Raw genomic sequence first — 26994 nt, forward strand, 5'->3', positions numbered from 1 at the left:
GCTGGAGTGCATGGATCAACCAGCACTTTACTTGACCAACCGCTTCTCTTTGGAGGGGCGATATCCGAAGTACGAGCTATAGCACTTGCTGAAATGACTCGGCGACACGAACCCGCACGCCACCAGCACTTCCACCTGCGAGAGCTCGGTGTGCTGCAACAACCGGCGGGCCTCGGTGACGCGTAACTCCATGTAGTAGCGCTGCGGCGTGGTGCCCAATTGCTCCTTGAACAAGCGCTCCAACTGGCGGCGCGAGCGACCGGCGTAGACGGCCAGTTGGTCCAGCTCCAGGGGTTCCTCCAGGTTGGAATCCATCAATTTCACCACTTCACGCAGGGGCGCGCTGACACTGACGTTTTCGGTGGGTTTGATGCGCCGGTAGCGCGATTCTTCGAAGGCCAGGATGTCTTCGATGCCTTCGACGAGGGCTTTACCGTGCAGACCCTTGATCCAGTCCAGCGCCATATGGAACGCACCGGAAGGGCTTGAAGCGGTCAGGCGGTCGCGGTCGATCACGTAGGGTTCGCTGGTCACATGGGTGGCCTTGGACACTTCGGCCAATGCCGGACGGTGTTCCGGGTGGATGGCGCAGCGGTAATCCTGCAACAGCCCGGCGCGGCCGAGGAACCAGGCGCCGTTCCACAACCCCGCCAGGTGGATACCCTGTTCGGCAGCGCTGCGCAGCAGTTGGATGAAGCCTTCGCCGGCCTTGAGTTCGGTGCGGAACCCGCCACAGATCACCAGCAAGTCCACTTCATGCAGCGCATCGGCATCCAGGCGTGCATCGGGGCGAATGACCAGGCCCAGGTCGCTGATCACTTCACCCTCGTCGCAACCGTAGGTGCGCGAGGCGAACAGCTCGGGGCGCAGCAGGTTGGCGGTGACCAGCGTGTCGAGGGTCTGGGTAAAGGCCGGCAGGGAAAAGTGTTCGAGCAACAGGAAGCCCACGCGGCTGACCGACGCCGGCTGCGAGGTTTCATTGAGGTAGCGCAGGTTCTTGCCCTTCATGCCACCGCTGAATTGACGTCTTTCCATCGAGGGTTGGCCCACTTTTATTGTTGATGCGATGGGCGTCATCTTAGGGGCAAATGCATTGGCTGTCTCACGCCCTGATCTCGACAAACGCACAACCGGCCAAAGCCCGCAGCAGAACGGTGGGAAGCGCATCTGATATGGTTTTTTAGTTGTTATCTGCGCCTGTATCGAAATGCCGCGCGGGTGGACAATGGCCACATCCCCCCTTCCTTCCCCTTCGGAGGCCGTATGACCAAGATGGCAATATTCCTGTTCGGCTTTTTGGTGTTGACCATCGGCATCGGCTTGCTGGCGACCATCTCGCCGGTCTGACCGTTAGTTGGCAAACACCATCGGATACAGCGACAACACCAGCAACCCGGCCATCGCCCCATTGAACACCCTTAGCCGGCGCGGTTCGCTCAGCACATTGCGCAAGCCGCTGCCACAGCCTGCCCACACGCACACACTGGGCAGGTTCACCACGGCAAAAACCAGGGCGATAACCAGCACGTTGGTGACATAGCCCTCAGCGGGCGTATAGGTGGTAATCGCTCCCAACGCCATGATCCAGGCCTTGGGGTTCACCCACTGGAACGCAGCCGCGCCCAGGAACGTCATGGGTTTTGCGTGTTCATCGTGGCTGTCGGACAGCGCCCCCGCCGTGGCGATCTTCCACGCCAGGTAAAGCAGATACGCCGCGCCGACGTAGCGCAACAGCGTATAGGCCCAAGGGAACACCTTGAACACTTCTCCCAACCCCAGGCCGACCGAAATCACCAGCAGCATGAACCCGATACTGATCCCCAGCGCATGAGGCATCGAGCGGCGGAACCCGAAGTTCACCCCCGAAGCCAACAGCATGGTGTTATTGGGGCCGGGCGTGATCGAAGACACGAAGGCGAACAGCACGAAGGCTGAGAGCAGGCTGGTAGACATGAACATGAGGCGGCACCCAAACGCTGTGAGAGGCCTGCGACAGTAGTGGGTTAAGCCGCCCGATGCCCCGTACAGCCAGGGTCGAATCCAGCCATACACTTCTCGTTCAAATAATTGCGAGGCTTTCACGAAGCTTTCACAGACGAGCGCCTAGGGTGAACCCAGCTCCTAGTGAACATCCCCTTTAGCCCGCGCTCCCCAACGCGGGCTTTTCTTTGCCCGGATTAATCGCAGGCAAAAAGCACGCACCGCCGTGCCCCTCCCCAGCGGCCAATGGCCTGAACATCCCCAGCGGAGCCGTAGATGAAAAAGTTGATACAAGGCCTCGACGGCCCCAGAACCGCGCAACAGGCGTTGTTTTACGATCTGGAAGATGCGGCGGCGATTGTCGGATGGGCGGTGGTAGAGCTGACAGCGATGCCGACTGCGGGCAGCCCGCCGTCAACGGCAGCGACCCTGGCGAAGATATGTGCGCTGCTGACGGCTCAACAGGAAAAGCTTGATCGGTACGCGGCTGAAGCCAAATCTCAGCGCATCATCCGGTCTGAGGGGGATGGTTGATCCATGACCGGCCATTTTCGATGAGCCATAAAAAACCCGTAGAGGTTAATCTACGGGGTGGATCTGGTTCCCAGCCCAGTTGTTGTCAATGGGGACGGCGCCGTTATCGAGGTAGCGGGACAGCGCTGGCCAGTGTTTCAAGCTATTATCGAGCGCCCTGCTGATAACCGAACCTTCGGGCACGGCATCACGCTGGGCGATCATCCAGGCATGCGACCTATCCATTACCGGCACGGCTTTTCTTGCTGGGCAATAGGACCGGACGAGCCGGCAACGTGGAACTGTGTTTGCGCGTTTTCGGTTCGCTCAGCTGGGATCTACGAACTGCAAGATTACTGATCGGAAAAAAGACCAATGCTAGGGAAAGTCAGCAATAAACATCTCGTCTGGGGCGCGGTCGCGCTCTGCGCAACCCTTCTGTCCGGGTGCGCTACATCACGCTACGACGGTAAGCACGCACCGGACCCGAGTAAGGCGATCATCATGGGTGCGATTGGTGAGAGCTTTCCGATGATGCAGCCCCATGGGCTGGTGGTTGAAATCGACCAACAGGGAGCACCCGGTACCGCAATACGGCTGACGACGCTGGGCAATGAAGATGATCAGCCATCACCCTCTGTGCTGGGCCATTACTTCATGTATGAAGTGCCGCCTGGTGAGTATGAGTACACGCAGTGGCATTACGTGTATTACGCCGGAAAATCGATGCCGCGCCCTGTGCCTGCGGTTTTCTCGGTGAAGGCCGGGGAAACCCTCTATATCGGCGATCTGCGCGCCGATGCCCTGCGCTTTTGCCTGTCCAACGTGAACAACGCCGAGGACACGGTGCAGGCGCTCAAGCGCAAGTACCCGATGCTCAAGGACCGCAACATCGTGAATCTGACGCCGAAGAGCGGTTTTGCGCCTTGGCCGAGTTCTGATGCCACTGACTTCGGTAAAGGGCTGTGCAAGATCTGAATCCGGTAACGGTGACAGTCATCGAACCCGACGCCCATTGATCCACGTTCAAGGAATTTCATGCCATGAAGCGCTGTACGCTACTCTGGGTCGGCCTGTTCGCCGCCCTGGCCTCACTGACCGGCTGCATCGGCGGTCCGGACCTCAAAGGCCAACCGTTCTTCACATCACCGGCTGAACCCCGTGCGGATGAGGCCACGGTGTACTTCTATCGCACCTCGGCCAGCATCGGTAATGGGGTGGCCCCGACCATTCAGGTCGATGGCCGCGCCATCGGCAGCTTGCCTTCCGGTAGTTTTTTCAAGGCCGGCATTCCCGCCGGCAAGCACAGCGTCGCCTCCACCTCGCCCCCCATCATCAGCGGTATGGTTAACAAGCGTTTCGATATCACCGTCGAAAATGGAAAGGTGTATTACATCGCCGATCAACTCAGCACCGTCGACTTCACGGATGGGCAGACCTTGGGTGAAGTCGACGGCCGTCGTTTCAGTGGAGCAATGTTTTACTCGCGCTACGCGCTTGTGCCTGCCGAGGAAGCGTTGCGTTCCATCAAGTGGTGCCAGGAGTTGCCGGGAACTGCACCGTAACTACGACTTTTTCAACAGAATCGGACGTTAGTGGATGCTCAAGCCCCTTACTCTTGAGCACAATGCTACGTCCAATCGAGGGGCGCCATTCCGATAAAGGCGTCCCAAATTTCCAAACAAAAAAGACAGGGTTGCGAAAGCGATGACCAAATCCCAGACAATAAAAAACCCCGTAGACGTTAATCTACGGGGTTTCTAAGAGTGGAGGCCGAGGTCGGAATCGAACCGGCGTAGGCGGATTTGCAGTCCGTTAACCGGTCCCTATTTCATTGGGCCTTTAGACTCAAGTGCCCGTATTTACTGGCTTTGTGCAACTCATGCTGTATATCCATGCAGGGATATATGGGACATCCAGTGTCCCAGGATTGTCCCACCCTTACAGACGCCCTATCGATTTACCTACTAGTCCTTCTCGGCCACTACGTAAACGATGTCACTCGGCAACAGGCGCAAGACCGGAATGGCGCAGGCTACCGCGCAATAGATGACGATCGTTGAGAGCTTCCCAAGGTTGCCGGCGCATGAAATTCTGGCGTACAGGCCAGGCAGTCCAAGCGTAGGAAGCGTTCCAGATTTCACCGCGGTGAATCTGTTTTTGGCCAAAAGATCAGAAAGGTTTTTTGGGTTGAAGTAGTGAACATGTGGCGATGGGAGGCCTTTCTGCCAAAGCCTTTCGAAGTAGCTGTACTTGCCGATGCGGCAAAATGCCCTGGCGATTTTATAGAAAATACCGTCACTGCTGGGCAGGTTCAGAACAAGCAAGCCTCCGCTATTCAGTCGGCTATGGCACTCGGAAAGCACCTTGACGATGTCGGGGATATGCTCAATCACGTCATTGAACACAATCACATCGAACATCTCACCGTCTTTCAAGGTGTCAGGGAAATAACCTTTGCGAACAGGGAGCCCGCGCGCATGAGTCGCCTTGAATACGACTTCATCAGGCTCAACGCCCAATGATTCAAACTTATGCATTGCCGCTTCAACAAACCAGCCGTGGGCGCACCCAACATCTACCAGCTTGCCGCCGCCGGGCTTAAGCGCTGAAATTACGCCAAGTAGTTTATTGAAATTCCCGACGCGAATATCGCGCAGGCCGGTCTCTCTGACTGTTTCATTAACAAGTTTGTGCGGAGACACCTCATTAATAACAGGCTCCAGATCGCCCTTTTCATAGTTACAACTATGGCAAGTAAAGTGCCATGCCTGAACACCAACTGATAGCTTCCCTCTACATACTGGGCAGACATTATTATTCATGTAAGTCCTTGATATCCATATTGGTGATCGCGGGGCAGCATACTACAGAGCGTTTTCGCTTCCAATCAGACGCCCATCCGGCCAGCCAAGGGTCAAGAATTTTGATGCAAAGGCCCGCCAGCGAGTGTCCACTGATGGGCCCGTACCACTACGCAGCTCGGAATGAGATTCCGTCGAGAGATACGTAAGAGTTGCTGCCTGCCTGAACAATCACGGCACCACCAGCGTTTACAATGACGAACCCGAATAAGTTATTGGATACGCACGCAAAATTGGAGTCGCCGGCCGGCCGGAATCCAGTCGTCAGGAGAAACGCAGCAGTGCCTACAGTGCCTGACTTTATAGAGCCGCGAAGCCGCACAATTCCATTTGTGTCCTTGTAATAACCGGTGGGGCTGAATCCGCCACCAGCGAAATCAAATGCGGTTGAGATAGCCGTAGATGTATATCTTCAACAGGATCGAGGGGTGGTAAGCGGGACGGCCTGTGTCAGCCGGAATAGCACCGTCAAAACCCAAGGAAACCAGGTTGAGTTCGTCGACAAAAACGTCGACTACGCGCACCGGATTGGTATCGCTGACGTCGTCGTCGAGGCTCTCGGGAAGTAAGATGCCTTGGCCTCGATGTTCACCTTGGATAAAGCGCTTCATGGGCGATCCCTGCGATGAAATCCTCAGAAATCATAGCAAGGGTTCGCGAAGGTGTTTTTACACACTCTGGGCCGTTAGTAGACGCTCAGGCTTCTTAGCCTCGAGCACAATCCCACGCCCAATCGGGGAGAGGCATACCGATAACGGCGTCTTAAATTTCCCGAAAAAAGGTAGGGATGCGGAAGCGATCCGAAAAATTGCGAAAGCGATGACCAAATCCCAGACAATAAAAAACCCCGTAGACGTTAATCTACGGGGTTTTCAAGAGTGGAGGCCGAGGTCGGAATCGAACCGGCGTAGGCGGATTTGCAATCCGCTGCATAACCATTTTGCTACTCGGCCTCAAACGATCAATGCCTTTACCACTGGCACTCACCGCATAAAAACTTGAGTGGGCCCAAAAGCCCTACCTCTACTCTAACTCATTGAATACATTGAAGTTTTTAATACTTCGTTGCGTTCGATGGGCGCCATTATGTACTCATTTGCCAATGCCTGCAACCCCTTGATTTCAAAAATATTTCGCAGCGGCATCAAGGGTTTGCGTGCATGGCCTACTCCTGGATGCGCTGTAATTGATAGTGCGGGTCGGCCTTGATCTGGGCTTCGGTGAAGGGCAGCGAACGCAGTTTTTTCTCGGAGAACGCTTGGGTCTGGTCCTTGGCATAGTTCGACGCAGGGTTACTGGACAGGGAGAACGTCAGTACGCCCTGGGCCTGGGGGCCCTTGTCGTCGAAGGTGACGATTTGCAGGTAGCTGCTGCCGCTGACGACTTCGCGCTTGCCGTCGGCGCGGGGCACGGTTTGCATCGCGTTATAGACGCCCAGTTCCTGCGGGCCACCGTGGATCGGGGTTTGCCCGGAGCGTTGCACATCGCCCCAGTGGCTTTGCGCGCCAAGGCCTCGTTTGGCGACGTCGGCCGTGGAAGCCAGCATGGCTTCGCGCAAGGCGTTGGCCACGGGTTCGCGGTCGATGGCCAGGCCGCGAGGCGTGGTCAGGGGCTGCGCCGGGTCGAAGGTTACGCGCCAGGCGTCGGGGAGTTGCTGCAGGTGTTCCATCAAGTTGATGAAGTGCACCAGGCCGATGCCGCTGTCGAGGTTGGCGTGCCGGTCCCAGGTTTGGAGGCTGGCACACAACGGCTTCAACGCCTGCGCATCGGTGCCCAGTTGTCTGGCGCAGAACTGCAGCAGGTCGGGCATGACCTGGCCGGCCAGGTACACCTCGTTGTCCATCACCATGTGTTGCAGGTCCGCAACGGTGATCGGCTGCTTGGCCAGGGATTGCAGGCGTTGCAGGGCAAACCGCGCGCGCGGGCCAAGGCTGATGTTGTCCTGGCTGATCACCGCAGAGAACCCGGCAAGCGGCGCCTGGGGGTTGACCATCCAGGCGGAATCATTGGAATGCTGCACAAAGTCGGTGCGTTCCAGTTGCGGCAATTGTTCGGCCGGGAAGATGCCGGGCTGGGCGGCGCGCGGGTCAATGTCCCAGGCACAGGCGCTGCGAGCGCCGTCGAGCATGATCAGTTGCACGCCGGCGCGTGGGTCGCTGCATTGCGCGAGTTTGGCCGCGTTGACGTTGGGCACCACCGACTGGTTCATGTACAGGCTCTGGCCCTGGTCGTCGGCGGCCAGGGTGTTGACCCACGGGATGCCTTGCAGGGTGTGCACCGAGTTTTGCAACGCCTTGAGGCTGGCCGCGCGGTTCATTGCGTACCACTGTTGCAGCACGCGGTCATTGCCAAGGTTGGCGTCGCGCAGGCTGAAAGCCGTGTGACGGTCCCAATCGAGCTTGCCGGGCCATTGCACAACGGGGCCGAACAGTGAGCTGTAGACCGTGTGGTTCACCGCTTTAACGCTGCCGTCGGGTTGTTTGACCTGCACGTTCACCGAAGTTTTATCCATTGCAACGGACTTGCCATCCAGCATGTAGCGCGTGGAATCCTTGGGGTCCAGGGTCAATCGGTACAGGGTGAAATGCTTGGACGTGTCTACCGTATGGGTCCACGCCACGTGTTGGTTAAAGCCGATGTTCACCACCGGCAAGCCCGGCAACGCGGCGCCCATCACATCCAATTGCCCGGGAATGGTCAGGTGCATTTCATAAAACCGCATGCCGCCTACCCAGGGAAAATGCGGGTTGGCCAGCAGCATGCCGCGCCCGTTGAACGAGCGATCACGCCCCACCGCCACCGCGTTACTGCCGCGGTCCAGGCTGAAGCGTTGTTGATTGGCCGCGGCCAGTTCAAAGGCCTTGGCGCCGGTGTGCACGGCGGCGGTGGCGTGAGGTGGCGTGGCGCCGACCAGGGCTTCGGCGAACTGGCCGACACCGCCTTCGACCAACAGCCTGCGGGTCAGCTTGACCAGATCCTCGGCAACCAGTGGCCGCACCCACGTCGCCTGGCACTGAGCGGGGGCGCCCTGCTCTTTCAGGTAGCGGTTGTAACCGGCGACGTAGCCTTCGATACGCTGTTGGATCTGCGGGCTCTGCGCCTTCCAGAACGCGGCAACCGCACCCGGCGAATTCAGCCAGGTAAAAAACACATCACTGGCCAGGTTGTTGCGCTCTTCGAGGGTCGCCTGTTCGGGGCCGAAGTACCTGGCCCGCTCGCCGTTCACCGTGACCACCTCATTGGCCAGCAGGCACAGGTTGTCCTGGGCATAGGCGTAACCGATGCCGAAGCCCAGGCCCCGCTCATCGTCAGCGCGGATGTGCGGCACGCCGAAACTGGTGCGCCGGATATCCGCCGACGCCTGCGCCACCTGCTCCCGCGCCGATGCGGCCAGGCTCAGCCCCAGCAACACACCCGTCACACATACCCTGGACACCCGATTGGAAATAATCACGCAGACTCCACCGTCAAATTGAACACCCTCACAAGGGGCAACCACCCCACCGTAAGAACGCAATCAACCGGGAAGAATTTAGCGCCAGCGCGGTTTATTCAGGGCGATGGCTGTGTGACAAAACCGATACCGACAAAATTTCTACATCCTTCACTTCATGATTTCGCTCGCTCGTTCGTCTTAGTTACTAAGAGCGCCATCATTTTCCTGATCAGGCTCTGATAAGGAGTTTTTGCATGTACAACCCGACAGTGCCCACGGAAGGACATTCAACGGCCGCCGATGCCAATTTCGGCAGCGGCGCGCAAGCGTTCGGTAAAACGCCCGAACAGCAAGGCAACCAGCGTATCCGCCATTTGCTCAAATGTTTTGGTTTGCGTACCAGCCTGATTCGGCTGAAGGTCATCGATGCCCTGCTCACCGCCGCCAGCAACCAGCGCACCCTTGGGGTGCGCGGCGTGCACAGCCATTTGCTCGAGCTGGGCATTCCACTGTCGTTTCTCAGTGTGCGCGAGGTGCTCAAGCGCCTGTGCAGCGAGGGCGTGATCACCCTCAACACCGACAAGAGCTACAGCCTCCATGAAGAGGCCGCCAAAGTGCTCGAAGGCCGCGCCTGACTCAGAGGTTAGGCTTGACCTTGCGACGCATCACGCCGTTGATCACCACCACCACCACGGCAATCGCAATGGCGATGTACTGGAAGGTTTTTTCGCTGATAGCCCCGGTGTTCTGCAGGTAGGACAGGCCGAACATCGATCCCAGTACCACCAGGGAAATCAGAATCGAGTATTTCAAGCGTTGCTTTTGGGTCATGACGGGGTCCTGAAGCTGAAAGTGTATGCACTGAATGATCGCCGAACATGCGAGGCATCGGGTCGGCAAACTCGTATCTTACAGACGATAAAACGCTTTGGCTCGTCCGACGCCGGATTCAGCGATGGCCTGCCACGCCTGCTGGGCGACAGACTAAACCTCAAAACCCTGGGGCAAAAACTCAATGAGATCGCCACACGTTTGGGAGAAAACGCAACGCCCCAGGCGATCCTGGCAGCGTTGAAAGCAACGGCCATGATCATCGACCCCGCTTCACCGGAGCGCAGCCAAGCCGAGGCCTCCGTTACCCTGCTGGATTACCTCCGGTCCCGAGGCCTGGCGCTACCCACCAGCCACTTTGCATTGACGGCCCTGGCCGGGGCCGTGTTCAACAGAGCCCTGGAACATCCCTTGGGCAGTTTCGGCGGCGGGCTGTCATGGCCATTCCCCCTCAGCCCTGAGCGGCAACGTACGCTCGTCGCACTCGACGTAAACGCCACGTTCAACGAGCAATTCAATCAGGCGATCGACTCGCGCAAAAAAGGCATCACTGCGACGATCAAACACCTGATCGCTCAACTGCCGCTGCCCGACAGGCAAAACCTGGAATACGCCAAGCTCGAGTTCTATCAAAACAATACCTACACGCTGGGTACGGGCTTATTCGGCAGAACACTCGAAGAAAAAAACCAAACGCTGCTGGTTAAAGCCTCCGGCGTGGCAGGTGAAACCGTTTATAAAATCGATTTGAAACAGGGGGCCATTACCGGGGTTCCAGGCACCGAGCTGACCCAGCAACGGCAGCGCACCTCCAACCGGGTCTATCCGATAGAAAAATTCACCCCCACCCGCGTCGGCCAAGCCCAATGGCTCAACGCCGCCCCCGCAGCCGCCCCACTGCCGGTGCCCCTGAGCTATGCAAGCGCACGAACACAGGCCATTGCCGATGTGTTTGTCGAGCACCTTGATATCGACAATGAGGATGCAGTCCAGGCAGCCAAAGGCACCAGCCGCTATGACCAACTGAGGGATTCGGAAGGCAAACTGACCGATTTGCGCCTTAACGTTGCAACCCGGTACCCGGCGTGGCGCACAGCTCAACCAGCCAATCCACAAACACCCGCACCCGCTGTGATAACTGGCGATGCGGCGGGTACAGCGCGGTCAGCGCCATTTTCGGCACGGCCACCTGCGGCAGTACTTCCACCAGCGCGCCCAGGGCCAAGCGTTGCACGGCGTGATAGTACGGGGCCTGGATCAACCCGTACCCGGCCTCGCAGGCGCAAAAGTAGCCATCCGCACCGTTGACCGCGACCACCTTGGGCAGGTTGACCGCGCGCAGTTCGCCGCCCACTTCAAACGCCAAGCCAAACCGTTTGCCGCTGGCGCTGGAAACGTACTCGACCATCTGGTGCCGGGCCAGGTCGTCCAGGGTCTCGGGCACGCCCATGCGCGCCAGGTAGGCGGGGCTGGCCAAGGTGATTTGATCCATCATCGCCAAGGGCCGCGCCACCAGCGATTCGTCCAGGGCCAGGCCGCCGCGCAACACGCAATCCACGCCCTCGCGAATCAGGTCCACCGGGCGGTCGTTGAGGCCGATTTCCAAGGCGATGTGCGGGTAACGCGCGGTAAACGTCGGCAGCGCCGGGATGACCAGGTAGCGGCCGATGCCCGCCGGCATATCAATGCTCAACGTGCCGCGCGGGTTCTGGCGCTGGGTGGAAAACACCGCCTCGGTTTCTTCCAGGTCGGTGAGCAACTGCACGCAGCGCTGGTAATACGCCGCGCCGTCGAGGGTCGGGCTGACTTGGCGCGTGGTGCGCTGCAACAGCTGCACGCCCAGGTGCGCTTCCAATTGTTTGATCAGGATCGTCACCGAGGCGCGAGGCAGTTGCAGGCTGTCGGCGGCCTTGGCGAACCCGCCCAGCTCGACGATCCGGGTAAACACGCGCATCGCATTAAAACGGTCCAACGGCGGCACCCCGGCTTATTGTTTAGATATTACGAATAGTGATAGTGCTTTTAGCCTGTTTATCCCGATTCTGTCGAGCGTAACAATGACGCCTTCATCCCAAGGAGCTGCACCCATGCACACTCGTCAACTCGGTAAAAACGGCCCACGTGTTTCCGCCATCGGCCTCGGCTGTATGGGCATGAGCGATTTCTACACGCCCGGCAGCGACAGCACCGAAGCCATCGCCACCTTGCACCGCGCGCTGGAGCTGGGCGTGAACTTCCTCGACACCGCCGACATGTACGGCCCTCACACCAACGAGCAACTGATCGGCAAAGCCATTGCCGGCAAGCGCGACCAGGTGTTCCTGGCGAGCAAATTCGGCATCGTGCGCGACCCGGCCAACCCGGCCCTGCGCGGTGTGAATGGCCGCCCCGAGTACATCCGCGAGTCCATCAACGGCACCTTGCAACGGCTTGGCGTCGACACCTTGGATTTGTACTACCAACACCGCATCGACCCTGAAGTGGCCATCGAAGAAACCATTGGCGCCATGGCCGAGCTGGTGCAACAGGGCAAGGTGCGTTACCTCGGCTTGAGCGAAGCGTCCGCCGCGACCCTGGAACGGGCGCACAAGGTGCACCCCATCAGCGCCCTGCAAAGCGAATACTCACTGTGGAGCCGTGACCAGGAGCACAACGGCTGCCTCGCCACGTGCCAACGCCTGGGCATCGCGTTTGTGCCCTACAGCCCGTTGGGGCGTGGTTTTCTCACCGGCGCGCTGAAAAGCCCGGACGATTTCGGTGCCGATGACTACCGCCGCTTCAACCCGCGCTTTCAGGGGGAGAATTTCACCAAAAACCTGCAACTGGTGAAACAGGTACAAACCCTTGCGGCGGACAAAGGCGTAACGGCCGGGCAACTGGCGCTGGCCTGGGTATTGGCGCAAGGCGACTTCATCATCCCGATCCCGGGGACCAAGCAGCGCAAGTACCTGGAAGAGAACGTCGCGGCCGTGTCGATCAGCCTCAGCCCGGCCGAGCTGGGGGCGCTGCAAGCGATCTTCCCCGCCGATGCCACCGCAGGCCTGCGCTACCCCGAAGAAGTCATGGCGATGCTGGATATCTGAGGAGCGCGGCGCTCCGACTTTCTTGTACGCACGTACCTAAAGCTCCCGTGCGCCGGGCCGATAGCCTTACGAAGCTCTAATAAAGCCGCGTCGACAATAACGCTTCGTAAGGACGGCCCCATGCCCCCACTGCGCTCTATCCAAGCCCGCTACACCCTGTTTCTGGTGCTGTTCGTCCTGGTGCTGTTCGTATTGACCGTCGTCGGCATCGGCCAGTTGGTCGCGCCGACGCTGCGTCACACCGAAGAACAGGTGGTGCTCAACCGCGTCGCCGAGGTGGCCGAACGGATCAAGGGCGAGCTCAACAAGGTTCAGGCCCAGCAACGCACCATCACGCAGACCGTGCCCCTGCTCGACAGCGACGCCATCGACAAGGTCCTGCCCGGCCTGGTGGACCAGTACGGTGAGCTCAAAGTGTTTGGCGGCGGCATCTGGCCGTTGCCCAACCAACGCACACCGGGGCGTAACAAGCACAGTACGTTCTGGCACCGCGACGCGTCGGGCAAGCTGATGGTGAACACCTTCTGGAACAGTGACCCGGCGCCCAACTATTACGACCAGAGCTGGTACAAAGGCGGCCTCGCCGCACCGCGCGGGCAATGCGCCTGGGCCGCCGCCTACAAGGACGACGCCAGCCAGGAGCCGCGCACCAACTGCGCCATGGCGATCCAGCGCGACGGCGCCGCGTATGGCGTAGCGACTATCGATGTGACCCTGGGTTTCTTCAACGACCTGGTGGCCAGCAAGGAAAAGGACATCGGCGGGCAAATGCTGATCGTCGAAGGCGACGGCAAGATCATCAGCAACAGCTCGCGCCTGAGCAGCCCGGTAGTGCTCAAGAACATCAGCGAACTGACCGGCACATCAGCCTTTGCCGCCCAGGTCAGCAAAGCCCTGGCGCATCGCGACCAGGCCTTGCAACGCAGCGAATTCGACAATGGCGGCGTCGCCAGCACTTTTTATATGCGCCCCATCGAAGGCACGCCGTGGTTCCTCGCCACCGCCCTGCCCACCTCACTGATCACCGCACAGCGTGACGACGTGCTCGGCAGCCTGGCCCTGTTGCAAATCCCCATGGTGGTGTTGCTGGTGCTGCTGGCGCTGTATGCGATCCGCCAATTGGTGCAGCGCATGAAGACTCTCAAAACCAACATCGACGCCCTGTCCACGGGCGACGCCGACCTGACCCGACGCATCACCATCCGCGCCGAAGACGAACTGGGCGCGATTGGTCACTCGGTGAACCGTTTTATCGTGTACCTGCAAAACATGATCGGCGAAGTGACCCAGGCCACTGGCGCCATGTCGTCAGGCCTTGAGCAATTGCAACGCACCTCGGCGCACACCAACCAGATCCTGGTGCGCCACGCCTCGGAAACCGATCAGACCGTCACCGCGATTACCGAGATGAGTTCCACCGCCGACACCGTCGCGCAAAATGCCGCCGAAACGGCCGCCTTCACCCAACGCGCCAACGAGCATGCCGACCGCTCCCGCGTGGTGGTGGGGGAAGCGTCGAGCAGCGTCGGCGCCTTGATCGGCGAAGTGTCCAGCGCCACCCAAAGCGTGGAAAACATGCGCCAGGACGCCGCGCGCATCACCGAGACCCTGGGTGTGATCGGTGCGATTGCCGGGCAGACCAACCTGCTGGCGCTCAACGCCGCCATTGAGGCCGCACGGGCGGGTGAGCAAGGCCGAGGCTTTGCGGTGGTGGCCGACGAAGTGCGCGCCCTGGCCGCGCGCACCCAGGCCAGCACCTCGCAGATCAATGAAATGCTGGCGCGGCTGACCAGCGGCGTGAGTTCGTCGGTGGCGGCCATGGAAAACACCCAGGCCAGTTGCCAATCGGCGGCGGACGCCACGGCGCGGGTTAACACCGGGTTGGATGAAATGGCCGGCTCCGTGAGCCATATCAACAACCTCAGCACCCAGATCGCCACGGCCGCCGAGCAGCAAAGCGCGGTGACCGAGGAGATCAACCGCAGCATGGTGCAGATCAGGCATATGGTCGAAGAACTGGTGGAAAGCGGCCATGCCACTGAAACCAATACGCAAAGTCTGCTCGACGCGAATGGCCGGGTGATCAGCCTGATGAGCCGCTTCAAAGTGCGCTGATCAATGGCATCCAGACTCCCGTGCAAAGCACGGGAGTAGGGCTATTCTGACAGCTCATAGTTGCGACACAGGAGGTGTGCCATGCGCGCTGTCGAGCAGTCGGTCCGCTTGGAGCGGATCAGTCAGGAACGCATTATCAACGCCCCCATCGATACCGTTTATGACTATGTGACTCAACCGGATCGCTGGCACGAATGGCACCCCTCCTCCCTCAGTGCCGACACCGGCACCACCGGCTCCCTCTGCGCCGGTGCGCGGTTTACCGAAATGATCGACCTGTTGGGTATCCGCGTACCCATGAGCTATCGCGTACAAATCGCCCGCCGCCCCGATGAGTTCAAGACGGTGTTTACCTCCATGGCCGTCGACGGTTCGATCCACTATGTCCTGCAACCCTGCGCTGACGGCACGCTGTTCAAGCGCGTGCTGACCTATGGAACCGAGTTGCAGTTGGCCAGCCTGCATGAGCGCATGCTCAACCTGTCGAGCACCGCCCTGGACCGGCTCAAGCATCGTCTGGAACACCCGCCTTTTGTATAATCTTGAAACATTACCCTGACGTCACACCGATAAAAGTAGGGAGAATGCCCGCCTTACTGCCTGGAAATCGGACGACACCACGATGAAAACCCCACTGCGTTTGGCCCTGCTTTGTGCACTGTTCACCACCAACCTGGCCCAGGCCGCGGAGCTGATCCCTATCGACGTGCACCGTGACGCCAATTGCGGTTGCTGCAAAAAGTGGATCAGCCACCTGCAAAGCAACGGTTTCAAGGTCAATGACCATGTCGAGGCCGACATGAGCGCCGTCAAGCAACGCCTGGGCGTGGTCCCGCGCCTGGGCTCCTGCCATACCGCCGTGATCGACGGCAAGTTCGTTGAAGGCCATGTGCCAGCCGACCAGGTGCTGGCGTTGCGCAAACGTGACGATCTGCTCGGCATCGCGGCACCCGGCATGCCGATGGGTTCGCCCGGCATGGAAGTGGATGGGCGCAGCGAGGCCTATCAAGTCATCGGGTTGACGCGCGACGGTAACGATGTGGTGGTGGCCGATTACCCGGCGCGCTGATCGGTGCTGATGGGTTACCTCGGGCTGTTCCTGGCCGCGTTTGGCGCGGCGACCCTGCTGCCGTTGCAATCGGAAGCGGTGCTGGTCGGCCTGCTGGTCAGCGGGCATTACAGCCTGTGGTGGCTGTTGGGTATCGCCACGCTGGGCAACGTACTCGGCTCGCTGGTCAACTGGCTGCTGGGGCACTGGGTGGAACACTTCAAGCAACGGCGCTGGTTTCCGGTCAGCGACACGCAACTTGCAAAAGCACGTGTTCATTACCAGCGTTGGGGGCATTGGACGCTGCTGCTCAGTTGGCTGCCGATCATCGGCGACCCGCTGACCCTGGTGGCCGGTGTGATGCGTGAACCGCTGTGGCGTTTTTTGCTGCTGGTGACGCTGGCCAAAAGCCTGCGCTACGCAGTGCTCGCCGCCGTGACCTTGCACTGGGTGTTAATCCCCCGTTAATCGCCTCGCAACAGCATCCGAAGACCCTTTTTTCGGAGCCCTCGCCCATGTCTTTACGCCGCACCTTTTGTGCCATCGGCCTGCTCACAACCAGCGTCACGCCCGTATTTGCGGCCACCTACGGCCCTGAACTGCAAGGTTTCAAATACCCCTACCCCTTGAAACATTTCAACTTCCAATCCCAGGGCCAATCCCTGCAAATGGGCTACATGGACGTGCCTGCCAAAGGCAGCCCCAATGGCCGCAGCGTGGTGCTGATGCACGGCAAGAATTTCTGCGGCGCTACCTGGGAAAGTTCGATCAAGGCCCTGAGCGACGCCGGTTACCGGGTGATCGCGCCGGACCAGATTGGCTTTTGCACCTCCAGCAAGCCCGCCTATTACCAGTACAGTTTCCAGCAACTGGCCAGCAACACCCATCAATTACTGGAAAAGCTCGGCGTTCAAAAGGCCACCCTCCTGGGGCACTCCACCGGCGGCATGCTCGCGACGCGTTACGCGCTGATGTACCCCGAGCAGACCGAGCAGTTGGCAATGGTCAACCCCATCGGCCTGGAAGACTGGAAAGCCCTGGGCGTGCCCTACCTCACCGTGGACCAGTGGTACGCGCGTGAACTCAACGTCAGCGCCGAGGGGATTCGCAACTACCAACTCAACACCTATTACGTGGGGCGCTGGAAGCCCGAGTACGAGCGCTGGGTGGACATGTACGCCGGCCTCGCCACGGGCCCCGGGCGCAAGCGGGTTGCATGGAACTCGGCGCTGATTTACGACATGATCCTCAACCAGCCGGTGTACTACGAGTTCAAAAACCTGCAGATGCCCACCCTGCTGCTGATCGGCACTTCCGACACCACGGCGATCAATAAAGATATTGCATCGCCACAGGTCAAGGCCCGCATCGGTCACTACGACAGGCTGGGCAAACAGGTGGCCAAGCTGATTCCCCGCGCCACCCTGGTGGAATTCACCGGCCTGGGGCACGCACCGCAGATGGAAGCGCCGGAAAAATTCCACACGGCGCTGTTGCAAGGTTTGAACGCGCTTTAATCCAACCTTTGTGAGGCAAGGGCAATGTCGGTACAGATCGCAGTCATTGATGATTGGCAGAACGTGGCCAGTGGCGTGGTGGATTGGTCGGCGCTCAAGGCCGTGGGCCAGGTGCATTTTCTGCACGATTACCCGGCGGACACCGCCGTGATGATCGAGCGCTTGCACAGGTTCCAGGTGATTTGCGTCATGCGCGAACGCACCACCTTCGACTCGGCGTTGTTGCAGGGCCTGCCCAACCTCAAGCTGCTGGTGACCGGCGGCATGCGCAACGCGGCCCTCGACATTCCCGCCGCCAAGCGCCTGGGCATTCAGGTTTGCGGCACCGACAGCTATAAACACGCGGCGCCGGAACTGACGTGGGCGTTGATCATGGCCAGTAGCCGTAACCTGCTCGCCGAGGCCAATTCCCTGCGGGCCGGCCACTGGCAGGTGGGCCTGGGCGGCGACCTGCATGGCAAGACCCTGGGCATCCTGGGGCTGGGCAGCATTGGCCAGAAGGTCGCGCGCTTTGCCCAAGTGTTCGGCATGCGCGTGATTGCCTGGAGTGAAAACCTCACGCCCGCGCGCGCGGCCGAGGCGGGCGTGACCTGGGTCAGCAAAAAAACGCTGTTCGAAGAGGCCGATATCCTCACCATCCACCTGGTGCTCAGCGAGCGCAGCCGTGGCCTGGTGGATGCCGAGGCGTTGGGGTGGATGAAGCCCGGCGCACGTTTGGTGAATACCGCGCGTGGGCCGATCGTGGATGAACCGGCGCTGGTGCAGGCGTTGCAGAGCGGCCGTCTGGCAGGGGCTGCGCTGGACGTTTATGGCGAAGAGCCATTGCCGTCGGACCACCCCTTCCGCCAGTTGCCGAATGTACTGGCCACGCCTCATGTGGGCTATGTGAGCGAGCAGAACTACCGGCAGTTCTATGGGCAGATGATTGAGAATATCCAGGCGTGGGCCCAAGGGTCGCCGATTCGCCTGCTCGGCTGATGCACCTTTTAAGTGCGCGCGCGCTGCTGTTGCCCTGCACACAGTGCCTCTCCACCGGCGTGACGGCCCCGAATTGGGGCCGCTTCACGACCCGGCGCAACAGAGCTGCCTCGTCTCGGATGCAGGTCGTTTTATAAAGCTGCATAAGGTTACAAGTTTTTTGTCCTACAAAAACCTTCCAGAAACCCTACAGGCTCTGGGATCTGTCCTAGACTCATGACCGATGGGTCCGTTTCAAAACAAAAACCCCGCAAAAAAACTAAACTTTTCAACTCGGCCCTTGGTCAAGTTTTAAGGCAAGGCGAGCACACCGCGATTCACGCTACATGCCCGTCCATCCAATCTTTTTAAGCTAACCGTGGAGCTGGCATACGCCTTGCCAGTTCGTAATGCGCTTGTGCGCCTGGCCGCAGGATGCGGTCATCGGAGCTAATGGCAGCGGGCCATTAGCCGACCAACACGTGGAGAGAATTATGATCAGTGCCGCAGCAAGTATTCAGGGAGAACGTGTTAGTCAGCCAGTTGGCGGGTCGACCCCTTTAGTCGACCTCAACACGGTGCGGCCGGTGTCCAGTCATAACCCCAATCGAAAGAAAGTGCTGTTTGTAACGTCTGAATTTGCCGACCTGGTGAAGACCGGCGGCCTGGGCGACGTATCGGCCGCCCTGCCCCGCGCCATGGCGCATCTGCATGATGTGCGCGTGCTGATCCCCGGTTACCCGCAGGTGATGGAAAGCGACAACCCGATCCATATCATCGGCGAGCTGGGTGGCCACGCCGCGCTGCCGCCGTGCAAGATCGGGCGCATGGACCTCAAGGACGGCCTGGTCATTTATGTGCTGATCTGCCCCGAGCTCTACGAGCGCGAAGGCACGCCCTACGGCGCCAACAACGGCCGCGACTGGCCCGACAACCATATTCGCTTCGCCCGCCTGGGCCTGGCCGCCGCCGACATGGCCGCCAACCTGGCGCAGATCCACTGGTGCCCGGACCTGGTGCACGCCCACGACTGGCCCGCCGGCCTGGCCCCGGCGTATATGCACTGGCGTGGGTCACGCACGCCCACCCTGTTCACCATTCACAACCTGGCCTACCAAGGCGTGGTCAGCCTGGCCTCCACGCCGGAGCTGGGCATTCCGCCTCACGCCCTGCAACAGGAAGGCATGGAGTTCTACGGCAAAATGTCGTTCCTCAAGGCCGGCATGGCGTACTCCAGCCATATCACCACGGTGAGCGCCACCTACGCCCAGGAAATCACCACCCCGGAATTCGGCTGCGGGCTCGACGGTTTCCTCGCCGCCAAGACCCAGCAAGGCCTGCTCAGCGGGATCCCCAACGGTATCGATGAAAGCTGGGAAACCTCCACCGACGAGCATCTGGTCCACAACTTCAATATCGGCGACTGGGAAGGCAAGGCGATCAACGCCGCCCATGTACGCGAGTTGTTCGGCCTGCATGACTCCACCGGCCCGCTGTTTGCCGTGGTCTCGCGCCTGGTCTACCAAAAAGGCCTGGACCTGACCGAAGCGGTCGCCGACTTCATCGTCGAAAACGGCGGCCAGATCGCGATTATCGGCCGTGGCGAGCCGGAAGAAGAACAGGCCATGCGCGAACTGGCGCTGCGCTTCCCCGGCCAGGTCGGTGTGCGCATCGGCTTCAATGAGACCGACGCACGCCGCATGTTCGCCGGCAGCGACTTCCTGCTGATGCCCTCGCGCTACGAGCCCTGCGGCTTGAGCCAGATGTACGCCCAGCGCTTCGGCTCACTGCCGGTAGCGCGCAATACCGGCGGGCTGGCCGACACCATCGAGGATGGCGTAACCGGGTTCCTGTTCAATGAATCCACGGTACAAAGCTACGAAGAAGCGCTCAGTCGCGCCTTCAAGGTGTTTGCCTTCCCCGGCCTGCTCAATGCCATGCGCTGCCGGGCCATGACTCAACCCTTCAATTGGTGCCAGGCGGTGGAACCCTACGCCGAACTGTATGAACAACTGGTCGCTAAAGCGCTGGGGAAACAAACCAAGTAATCAAGGGAGGTCTCTATAGATGCCATTACGGAATATGGAAACCTGGCCCCACGGCGCAATCATGCTGGACGCGCAACACACGCGTTTTGCTTTGTGGGCGCCAGACGCGTTTTATGTCAGCGTTGAATTGGAAGACGGCAACTCCATCGCCATGCTGCCCCAGGCCGATGGTTGGTTTGAAGTTGAAATAAAGTGCCCGGCGGGCACGCGCTACCGCTACAACATCGACGGCGAACGGGATGTGCCAGACCCGGCGTCCCGGGCCCAGGCTTCAGACGTACATGGCTGGAGCCTGGTGGTCGACCCCCTTGCCTATACCTGGCAACACGCCAACTGGCATGGCCGGCCGTGGCACGAAGCGGTGATTTACGAACTGCACGTCGGCGCGCTGGGCGGCTACGCCGAGGTCGAGAAACACCTGCCACGACTGGCCGAGCTGGGCGTTACCGCGATTGAACTGATGCCATTGGCGCAGTTCCCCGGCGAGCGCAATTGGGGTTACGACGGCGTACTGCCCTACGCACCGCAATCGTCCTACGGCACACCCGAGCAACTCAAACACCTGATCGACAGCGCCCATGGGCACGGCCTCGCCGTGATCCTCGACGTGGTCTACAACCACTTCGGCCCCGACGGCAATTACCTGGGCCAGTACGCCAAAGGCTTCTTCCAGGAGGACATCCACACGCCGTGGGGCGCGGGTATCGACTTCAACCGCCGCGAAGTGCGCGATTTCTTTCTCGACAACGCCTTGATGTGGTTGCTCGAATACCGCTTCGACGGCCTGCGGCTGGACGCCGTGCACGCGATCGACAACCCCGGCTTCCTGCAGGAACTGGCACACCGCGTGCGAGAGCAGGTCGACATCGGTCGACATGTGTGGCTGGTCCTGGAAAACGAGCTGAACCAGGCCAGCCTGTTGCAGCAGGACTTTGACGCGCAGTGGAACGACGACTTCCACAACGTGCTGCATGTGCTGCTCACGGACGAAACCGATGCGTATTACAGCGACTTCGCCACAGACGCTACCGCCAAATTGGCGCGTTGCCTGGGCGAAGGGTTTATCTATCAGGGCCAGGCCACCCGACATGGCCACGCTCGCGGCGAGCCCAGCGCGTCATTGCCGCCCACTGCCTTCGTGGCGTTTTTGCAGAACCACGACCAAATCGGCAACCGCGCCCTCGGCGAACGGCTGCATCAACTCTGCTCGCCCGACGCGCTCAAGGCCGCAACCGCATTGCTGTTGATGTCGCCGATGATCCCGTTGATGTTCATGGGCGATGAGAGCAACGCCCGCGAGCCCTTTCTGTTTTTCACCGACCACCACGGCGATCTCGCCGCAGCGGTACGTGAAGGCCGACGCAATGAATTCGCCGATTTCGCCGCGTTCCACGACCCCGAGCGCCGTGCGCGCATCCCCGACCCGAACGCCCTGTCCACCTTTGCGCAATCAGCCCCGGCGTTGGCCGATAACGCGCACACCGAGTTCTACCGCCATCTGCTCGGCCTGCGCCGCGAACACCTCGTGCCGCACCTGCCCGGCAGCGTCGCACTGGGCGCGCAGGTGCTGGCAAACGCTGCCGTGACCGCGCGCTGGCGCCTGGGCAACGGCCGCGTGCTGCAAATCGACATCAACCTGAGTGCAGCGGCGGTGGCTCACACCACAACGCAGCCGATCATTTTTGCGACGCCTGCCGACCAAGGCGCGCAACTGCCGCCGTACAGCGCACGCGTCAGCCTTTCCCCTGTTGGAGAACACCCTTGAGCGAAGCGAAACTGGAAACTCTCGCCAGCCGCGCGGGCCTGGCCGTCGATTGGATCGACGCCAACGGCCGCCCGCAACGTGTGCAACCCGACGCCCTGCGCGCCGTCCTCAAAGGCCTCGGCCACCCGGCCGATACCGATGCCGAGATCGACGCGAGCCTGCATGAACTGGAACAGGCTCAACAGGCCAAACAGCTGCCACCTTTACTGACCGTGGACAGCGGCCACGGCCTTGACCTGGCGCACTATTTCGAACCCGACACCCTGTGCCGCGTCAGCCTGGAAAACGGTGAAACCCTGGAGCTGAGGCTCGACAGCAACGCGGTGCTGCCCGGCGTGATCGCCCTGGGTTATCACCAGGTGCATGTCAACGATCAGACCTTCACCCTGGCGGTTGCGCCCAGCCACTGCTACAGCGTGGCCGAAGCGGTCGACAGCCAACCCGCGCGTGCCTGGGGCCTGAGCGCGCAGCTGTATTCACTGCGTCGCCTGGGCGATGGTGGCTTCGGCGATACCCTGGCCCTGGAACACCTGGTGCGCGCAGCCGCCGAACGCGGTGCCGATGCCCTGGCGATCAGCCCGATGCACGCGATGTTCAGCGCCGACACCTCGCGCTACAGCCCCTACTCGCCATCGAGCCGCTTGTTTCTCAACAGCCTGTATGCCTCGCCGGCGTGCATCCTTGGCGAACGCGAAGTGCGCAACGCCATCGAGGCCATCGGCCTGGTGGAGGCGTTGCACACGCTGGAACAGGGCAGCCTGATCGACTGGGCCGCCGCCGCCAATGCCAAGCAACGCCTGTTGCGGGCACTGTATGAAGACTTCCGCCACGGCCAGCACCCGCAACATGCCGACTTCCTGAGCTTCCGCCAGGCCGGCGGTGAAGCCCTGGAAAACCACTGTCGCTTCGAAGCCGTGCAAGCGGCCCGTGCAGCCGCAGGCGAAGACCTCGACTGGCGCCACTGGCCCGAGGCGTGGCGCACCCCGCAAAGCCCGGCGCTGGCGAAGTTCGCCGAGGAAAACCGTGACGAAATCGGTTACTTCGCGTTCACCCAATGGCTGATCGCCCGCTGCCTGCAACGCGCCCAGCAAGCGGCCAAAGGCAGCGGCATGGGCGTCGGTTTGATCGCCGACCTCGCCGTGGGGGCCGACGGCGGCGGCAGCCAGGCCTGGAGCCGCCAGGATGAGCTGCTGGCCGACCTGACCGTGGGCGCGCCACCCGACATCCTCAACCGCGCCGGTCAGGGCTGGGGCATTTCCGCGTTCTCCCCCGAAGGCCTCAAGCGCAACGGCTTTCGCGCGTTTATCGAGATGCTGCGCGCCAACTTCGCCCATGCCGGCGGCTTGCGCATCGACCACGTGATGGGCCTGCAACGCCTGTGGGTGATCCCCATGGACGCCTCGCCACGCGAAGGTGCCTACCTGTATTACCCGGTGGACGACATGCTGCGGCTGCTGGCGCTGGAATCCCATCGCCACCAGGCCATCGTGCTCGGTGAAGACCTGGGCACGGTACCCGATGGCCTGCGCGAAAAACTCATCGGCCGCTCGATTCTGGGCATGCGCGTGCTGCTGTTCGAACAAGACCACGACGGCCGGTTCAAACCTATCCTCGACTGGCCGGACAACGCCCTGGCCACCACCAGCACCCACGATCTGCCCACGCTCAACGGCTGGTGGCACAGCCGCGATATCGACTGGAACATCCAGCTCGGCCTGATCGATGCGCCCACCGTGGAGCAATGGAGCGAACACCGCCTGCGCGAACGCCAGGCGCTGCGCCAGGCCCTGAGCCAGGACCCGCAGAATTTCGTGGAAGAGATCCGCAACGAAACCGACCACATGATCGACGCCAGCGTGCGCTACCTCGGCCACACCCGCGCGCCGCTGGTGCTGCTGCCGCTGGAGGATGCGCTGGGCGTGGAAGAACAAGCCAACCTGCCCGGCACCACTGACACCCACCCCAACTGGCGCCGGCGCCTGGCGGGTGAAGCCTCGAGCCTGCTCGACAATGCCGGTGCCGCGCGCCGCCTCGAACTGCTGGCCGTCGCACGCAACCAGGCCTATGAGCGTGACCGATGAACACACTCGAACTGCGCGCAACCCAGCGCCTGCAATTTCATAAGGGGTTTACCCTCGACGACGCGGTACCGCTGGTGCCGTATTTTGCCCGGTTGGGCATCAGCCACCTGTATGCGTCGCCGCTGCTCAGTGCGCGCGCCGGCTCCATGCACGGCTACGATGTGGTCGACCCCACGCGGGTCAACCACGAGTTGGGCGGTGAAGCGGCGTTGCGCCGTCTGGTCGCCGCGTTACGCGAACACGACATGGGCTTGATCCTCGACATTGTCTCCAACCACATGGCCGTTGGCGGTGCCGATAACCCGTGGTGGCTGGACCTGCTCGAGTGGGGCCGCTTGAGCCCCTACAGCGAATTTTTCGATATCCAGTGGCACTCGCCCGACCCCTTGCTCAAGGGCCAACTGCTGATGCCGTTTCTGGGCAGCGATTATGGCGAAGCCTTGCAGGCCGGCACGCTGACGCTGCAGTTCGATGCCGAACACGGAGCGTTTTATGCGCAGCACTACGAACACCGCTTCCCGATCTGCCCACGCGATTACGCGCTGATTCTGGGCAGCGATGAACCGCTCAAACCGCTGGCTGAGCAATTCGCCGCCCTGGCCTATCAAAACGATGCGTATGCGCAGGCGGCCGTGCTCAAGCAGGCCTTGGCCGAGCACGCCAGCGACGTACTGCCGGCCATCCAACAACGGTTGGCGCGCTTCGACGGGCGCGAACAGGAAGGCTTCGAGCGCCTGCATCATCTGCTCGAACAGCAAAGCTACCGCCTGGCCAGTTGGCGCACGGCGGCGGACGATATCAACTGGCGCCGCTTCTTCGACGTCAATGAACTGGGCGGCCTGCGCGTTGAACGCGCGCAGGTATTCGAGGCCACCCACGGCAAGATCTTCGAGCTGATCAGCGAAGGCCTGGTGGATGGCCTGCGCATCGACCATATCGACGGCCTGGCCGACCCGCGCGGTTACTGCCGCAAGCTGCGGCGCCGGGTGGATGCACTGGCGCCTGGGCGGCACTTGCCGATTTTCGTCGAGAAGATTCTTGGCGACGGTGAAACCCTGCGCGAAGACTGGTGCGTGGACGGCACCACCGGCTACGAATTCATGAACCAACTGTCGCTGTTGCAGCACCACCCGGACGGCTTCGAACCCCTGGCCGACGTGTGGACGCGCCACAGCGAGCGGCCCTCGGCGTTTATCGAAGAAGCCTGGCTGGCGCGCCAGCAGATCCTCAACGGCTCCCTGGGCGGCGACTTTGAAAGCGTGGCCCAGGCCCTGCTGCAAGTGGCCCGCGATGACGTGATGACCCGCGACCTGACCCTGGGTGCGATTCGCCGCGCGTTGCAGGAACTGATCGTGGACTTCCCGGTGTACCGCACCTATATCAGCGCCCGTGGCCGGAGCGCCGCCGACGACCAGGTTTTCCAGCAAGCCCTGGAAGGCGCGCGCGGCACCTTGAGCGAAGGCGACTGGCCGGTGCTCGACCACCTGGAAAAATGGCTCGGCGGCCAGCCCTGGCGTGAGCGCCCGGTGGGCCGTGAGCGCAAGATCCTCAAGCATGCCTGCGTGCGCTTCCAGCAACTGACGTCGCCGGCGGCGGCAAAGGCCGTGGAAGACACCGCGTTCTACCGCTCTGCGGTGCTGCTGTCGCGTAACGACGTGGGCTTTTGCACCGAGCGGTTCAGCGCGCCGTTGGCCGAGTTCCACGCGGTCAACCAGCAGCGCTTGCACGCCTTCCCGGACAACTTGCTCGCCACCGCCACCCACGACCATAAACGCGGCGAAGACACCCGCGCGCGCCTGGCGGTACTCAGTGAGTGCGCCGCCTGGTACGCCGAACAGGTCGAGCAATGGCGAGCCCTTGCACAGCCTTTGCGCAGCGACGCGGCCAGCCCGTCGGCGGGCGATGAGTTGATCCTGTACCAGGTGTTGCTGGGCAGTTGGCCGCTGGACCTCACCGATGACGTTGCGAGTTACCAGCAGCGCCTGTGGCAATGGCAACAAAAGGCCCTGCGCGAAGCCAAGTTGCACAGCAGTTGGAGCGCCCCCAACGAGGCCTACGAGCACGGTGTCGAAGCGTTCCTGTCGCGCCTGTTGCTCAGTGACGCAGGCCGCCCCTTGCGCACCGCGATCGGCGCGGCGGCCCAGGCGATTGCCCCGGCGGGCGCGCTCAATGGGCTGGCGCAATCCTTGCTTCGCATCACGGTGCCGGGGGTGCCGGACCTGTACCAGGGCGCCGAGTTCTGGGACTTCAGCCTGGTGGACCCGGACAACCGTCGCCCGGTGGATTTCAAGGCGCGGCAACACGCCCTGAATACCCCACCGGATATCGGCGAACTGTTGTTCAACTGGCGTGACGGGCGTATCAAACAGGCGTTGATCGCCCAGGTACTGGCCTTGCGCAAGGCCCATCCGCTGCTGTTTCGCCAGGGCCACTACACGCCGCTGGAGGTGGTTGGGCAACACGCCGAACGGGTGATCGCATTCTGCCGCGAACATCAGGGCAAACGCCTGCTGGTGGTGGTGCCGCGCTGGCCCCATTCACTGCTGGAAAATGGTGTGCGTCCACAGATCAATGCGCAGGTTTGGGGCGATACCCGGCTGAAATTACCGTTCGCCGCGCCAACTCAAAACTGGAAGGGACTTTTTCATACAGGTGCAGTCACACCAGACAAGGAGCTGTTGATCAGCACTGCCCTGGGGGATTTCCCGGTCAATGTCTTTATCAATCCTGATGATCAAGAAAGCTGAAAATTTTCT

Annotated in this window: 21 protein-coding genes, 1 tRNA gene and 4 pseudogenes; 16 read left to right on the forward strand and 10 right to left on the reverse strand. The window is 61.0% G+C overall.

All coding sequences use genetic code 11. The features are described 5' to 3' along the window. Positions 1-27: 27 nt before the first annotated feature. Together KSS96_RS15625 and KSS96_RS15630 are read right to left on the reverse strand one after the other, a co-directional pair. The gene (locus KSS96_RS15625; RefSeq protein WP_032883602.1) at positions 28-1008 is read right to left on the reverse strand and encodes a GlxA family transcriptional regulator; all 981 of its coding nucleotides are present in this window, start codon (positions 1006-1008) and stop codon (positions 28-30) included. 342 nt (positions 1009-1350) lie between these two features. Continuing rightward, complete coding sequence (locus KSS96_RS15630; RefSeq protein ID WP_026067474.1) at positions 1351-1959, reverse strand: LysE family translocator; 609 nt, start codon at positions 1957-1959, stop codon at positions 1351-1353. Between the two features lie 297 nt (positions 1960-2256). On the opposite strand from KSS96_RS15630, the gene KSS96_RS15635 reads away from it, so the two are divergent. Next, complete coding sequence (locus KSS96_RS15635) at positions 2257-2514, forward strand: hypothetical protein (protein WP_017530547.1); 258 nt, start codon at positions 2257-2259, stop codon at positions 2512-2514. Positions 2515-2568: 54 nt separating this feature from the next. On the opposite strand, the pseudogene KSS96_RS15640 reads toward KSS96_RS15635, so the two are convergent. Continuing rightward, a pseudogene (locus KSS96_RS15640) lies at positions 2569-2754 on the reverse strand (IS66 family transposase); the annotation flags it as partial. A gap of 243 nt (positions 2755-2997) precedes the next feature. On the opposite strand from KSS96_RS15640, the gene KSS96_RS15645 reads away from it, so the two are divergent. Then, the gene (locus tag KSS96_RS15645) at positions 2998-3471 is read left to right on the forward strand and encodes a hypothetical protein (protein WP_017530549.1); all 474 of its coding nucleotides are present in this window, start codon (positions 2998-3000) and stop codon (positions 3469-3471) included. A 65-nt stretch (positions 3472-3536) separates the two neighbouring features. Further along, complete coding sequence (locus KSS96_RS15650) at positions 3537-4058, forward strand: DUF2846 domain-containing protein (RefSeq protein ID WP_017530550.1); 522 nt, start codon at positions 3537-3539, stop codon at positions 4056-4058. 402 nt (positions 4059-4460) lie between these two features. Here the strand turns inward: KSS96_RS15650 and KSS96_RS15655 are convergent, their stop codons facing one another. From KSS96_RS15655 to pvdQ, 4 genes and pseudogenes are all read right to left on the reverse strand, one after another. Further along, positions 4461-5318, reverse strand: a complete 858-nt coding sequence (locus KSS96_RS15655; RefSeq protein WP_065879011.1) for a class I SAM-dependent methyltransferase — start codon at positions 5316-5318, stop codon at positions 4461-4463. A 419-nt stretch (positions 5319-5737) separates the two neighbouring features. Then, positions 5738-5968 (reverse strand): annotated as a pseudogene (locus KSS96_RS15660) (IS1182 family transposase); the annotation flags it as partial. Positions 5969-6236: 268 nt separating this feature from the next. Then, positions 6237-6310, reverse strand: a tRNA-Cys gene (locus KSS96_RS15665). Positions 6311-6522: 212 nt separating this feature from the next. After that, a complete protein-coding gene (gene pvdQ / locus KSS96_RS15670; RefSeq protein ID WP_065879006.1) occupies positions 6523-8811 on the reverse strand; it encodes a bifunctional acylase PvdQ in 2289 nt (762 codons plus the stop codon). 236 nt (positions 8812-9047) lie between these two features. Between pvdQ and KSS96_RS15675 the strand changes: the two genes are divergently transcribed. Then, positions 9048-9428 (forward strand): hypothetical protein, encoded by a 381-nt coding sequence (locus tag KSS96_RS15675; RefSeq protein WP_017530555.1) that lies wholly within the window; start codon positions 9048-9050, stop codon positions 9426-9428. Position 9429: 1 nt separating this feature from the next. Here the strand turns inward: KSS96_RS15675 and KSS96_RS15680 are convergent, their stop codons facing one another. The 3 genes from KSS96_RS15680 to KSS96_RS15690 form a co-directional block, all read right to left on the reverse strand. Beyond that, positions 9430-9624 carry a hypothetical protein gene (locus tag KSS96_RS15680; protein ID WP_017530556.1) on the reverse strand — a complete coding sequence of 65 codons (195 nt, stop codon included), beginning with the start codon at positions 9622-9624 and terminating at the stop codon, positions 9430-9432. A 660-nt stretch (positions 9625-10284) separates the two neighbouring features. Next, a complete protein-coding gene (locus tag KSS96_RS15685) occupies positions 10285-10587 on the reverse strand; it encodes a hypothetical protein (protein WP_217855053.1) in 303 nt (100 codons plus the stop codon). Positions 10588-10684: 97 nt separating this feature from the next. Next, a complete protein-coding gene (locus tag KSS96_RS15690; RefSeq protein WP_217855055.1) occupies positions 10685-11596 on the reverse strand; it encodes a LysR family transcriptional regulator in 912 nt (303 codons plus the stop codon). A gap of 115 nt (positions 11597-11711) precedes the next feature. Here KSS96_RS15690 and KSS96_RS15695 point away from each other — a divergent pair, with 115 nt between their 5' ends. From KSS96_RS15695 to KSS96_RS15745, 12 genes and pseudogenes are all read left to right on the forward strand, one after another. Continuing rightward, on the forward strand, positions 11712-12707 hold the full coding sequence (locus KSS96_RS15695) for an aldo/keto reductase (protein WP_137220119.1): 996 nt from the start codon (positions 11712-11714) through the stop codon (positions 12705-12707). Between the two features lie 120 nt (positions 12708-12827). Next, a pseudogene (locus KSS96_RS28370) lies at positions 12828-13961 on the forward strand (HAMP domain-containing protein); the annotation flags it as partial. 348 nt (positions 13962-14309) lie between these two features. Beyond that, positions 14310-14822, forward strand: a pseudogene (locus KSS96_RS28375) (methyl-accepting chemotaxis protein); the annotation flags it as partial. An 81-nt stretch (positions 14823-14903) separates the two neighbouring features. After that, positions 14904-15362, forward strand: a complete 459-nt coding sequence (locus KSS96_RS15705; RefSeq protein WP_017528429.1) for an SRPBCC family protein — start codon at positions 14904-14906, stop codon at positions 15360-15362. A gap of 82 nt (positions 15363-15444) precedes the next feature. Further along, positions 15445-15891 (forward strand): DUF411 domain-containing protein, encoded by a 447-nt coding sequence (locus KSS96_RS15710; protein ID WP_017528430.1) that lies wholly within the window; start codon positions 15445-15447, stop codon positions 15889-15891. Between the two features lie 3 nt (positions 15892-15894). Next, on the forward strand, positions 15895-16338 hold the full coding sequence (locus tag KSS96_RS15715; protein WP_189654375.1) for a YqaA family protein: 444 nt from the start codon (positions 15895-15897) through the stop codon (positions 16336-16338). Between the two features lie 47 nt (positions 16339-16385). After that, positions 16386-17387 carry an alpha/beta fold hydrolase gene (locus KSS96_RS15720; RefSeq protein WP_137220120.1) on the forward strand — a complete coding sequence of 334 codons (1002 nt, stop codon included), beginning with the start codon at positions 16386-16388 and terminating at the stop codon, positions 17385-17387. A 24-nt stretch (positions 17388-17411) separates the two neighbouring features. After that, entirely contained in the window at positions 17412-18365 is a 954-nt protein-coding gene (locus KSS96_RS15725) for a D-2-hydroxyacid dehydrogenase family protein (protein WP_017528433.1), read from the forward strand. Positions 18366-18838: 473 nt separating this feature from the next. After that, a complete protein-coding gene (gene glgA, locus KSS96_RS15730; protein ID WP_026067302.1) occupies positions 18839-20392 on the forward strand; it encodes a glycogen synthase GlgA in 1554 nt (517 codons plus the stop codon). A gap of 19 nt (positions 20393-20411) precedes the next feature. Next, positions 20412-22157: a malto-oligosyltrehalose trehalohydrolase gene (gene treZ, locus KSS96_RS15735; protein ID WP_068931955.1), complete on the forward strand. Its 1746-nt coding sequence runs from the start codon at positions 20412-20414 to the stop codon at positions 22155-22157. Continuing rightward, the gene (malQ, locus tag KSS96_RS15740) at positions 22154-24238 is read left to right on the forward strand and encodes a 4-alpha-glucanotransferase (protein ID WP_065878989.1); all 2085 of its coding nucleotides are present in this window, start codon (positions 22154-22156) and stop codon (positions 24236-24238) included. Before treZ ends, malQ begins: the two co-directional genes overlap by 4 nt. Next, positions 24235-26985: a malto-oligosyltrehalose synthase gene (locus KSS96_RS15745; protein ID WP_217855057.1), complete on the forward strand. Its 2751-nt coding sequence runs from the start codon at positions 24235-24237 to the stop codon at positions 26983-26985. Before malQ ends, KSS96_RS15745 begins: the two co-directional genes overlap by 4 nt. The last annotated feature ends 9 nt before the right edge of the window (positions 26986-26994 follow it).

Origin of the sequence: Pseudomonas asgharzadehiana (genome assembly GCF_019139815.1) — a bacterium.
Taxonomy (GTDB): domain Bacteria; phylum Pseudomonadota; class Gammaproteobacteria; order Pseudomonadales; family Pseudomonadaceae; genus Aquipseudomonas; species Aquipseudomonas asgharzadehiana.

Coding starts and splice junctions, on each gene's coding strand:
- KSS96_RS15680 (WP_017530556.1), bottom strand. CDS start 9,624: ATGACCCAAAAGCAACGCTTGAAATACTCGATTCTGATTTCCCTGGTG.
- KSS96_RS15630 (WP_026067474.1), bottom strand. CDS start 1,959: ATGTTCATGTCTACCAGCCTGCTCTCAGCCTTCGTGCTGTTCGCCTTC.
- KSS96_RS15720 (WP_137220120.1), top strand. CDS start 16,386: ATGTCTTTACGCCGCACCTTTTGTGCCATCGGCCTGCTCACAACCAGC.
- KSS96_RS15675 (WP_017530555.1), top strand. CDS start 9,048: ATGTACAACCCGACAGTGCCCACGGAAGGACATTCAACGGCCGCCGAT.
- KSS96_RS15645 (WP_017530549.1), top strand. CDS start 2,998: ATGGGTGCGATTGGTGAGAGCTTTCCGATGATGCAGCCCCATGGGCTG.
- KSS96_RS15725 (WP_017528433.1), top strand. CDS start 17,412: ATGTCGGTACAGATCGCAGTCATTGATGATTGGCAGAACGTGGCCAGT.
- KSS96_RS15745 (WP_217855057.1), top strand. CDS start 24,235: ATGAACACACTCGAACTGCGCGCAACCCAGCGCCTGCAATTTCATAAG.
- KSS96_RS15635 (WP_017530547.1), top strand. CDS start 2,257: ATGAAAAAGTTGATACAAGGCCTCGACGGCCCCAGAACCGCGCAACAG.
- KSS96_RS15650 (WP_017530550.1), top strand. CDS start 3,537: ATGAAGCGCTGTACGCTACTCTGGGTCGGCCTGTTCGCCGCCCTGGCC.
- treZ (WP_068931955.1), top strand. CDS start 20,412: ATGCCATTACGGAATATGGAAACCTGGCCCCACGGCGCAATCATGCTG.
- glgA (WP_026067302.1), top strand. CDS start 18,839: ATGATCAGTGCCGCAGCAAGTATTCAGGGAGAACGTGTTAGTCAGCCA.
- KSS96_RS15705 (WP_017528429.1), top strand. CDS start 14,904: ATGCGCGCTGTCGAGCAGTCGGTCCGCTTGGAGCGGATCAGTCAGGAA.
- KSS96_RS15695 (WP_137220119.1), top strand. CDS start 11,712: ATGCACACTCGTCAACTCGGTAAAAACGGCCCACGTGTTTCCGCCATC.
- KSS96_RS15655 (WP_065879011.1), bottom strand. CDS start 5,318: ATGAATAATAATGTCTGCCCAGTATGTAGAGGGAAGCTATCAGTTGGT.
- KSS96_RS15710 (WP_017528430.1), top strand. CDS start 15,445: ATGAAAACCCCACTGCGTTTGGCCCTGCTTTGTGCACTGTTCACCACC.
- KSS96_RS15625 (WP_032883602.1), bottom strand. CDS start 1,008: ATGAAGGGCAAGAACCTGCGCTACCTCAATGAAACCTCGCAGCCGGCG.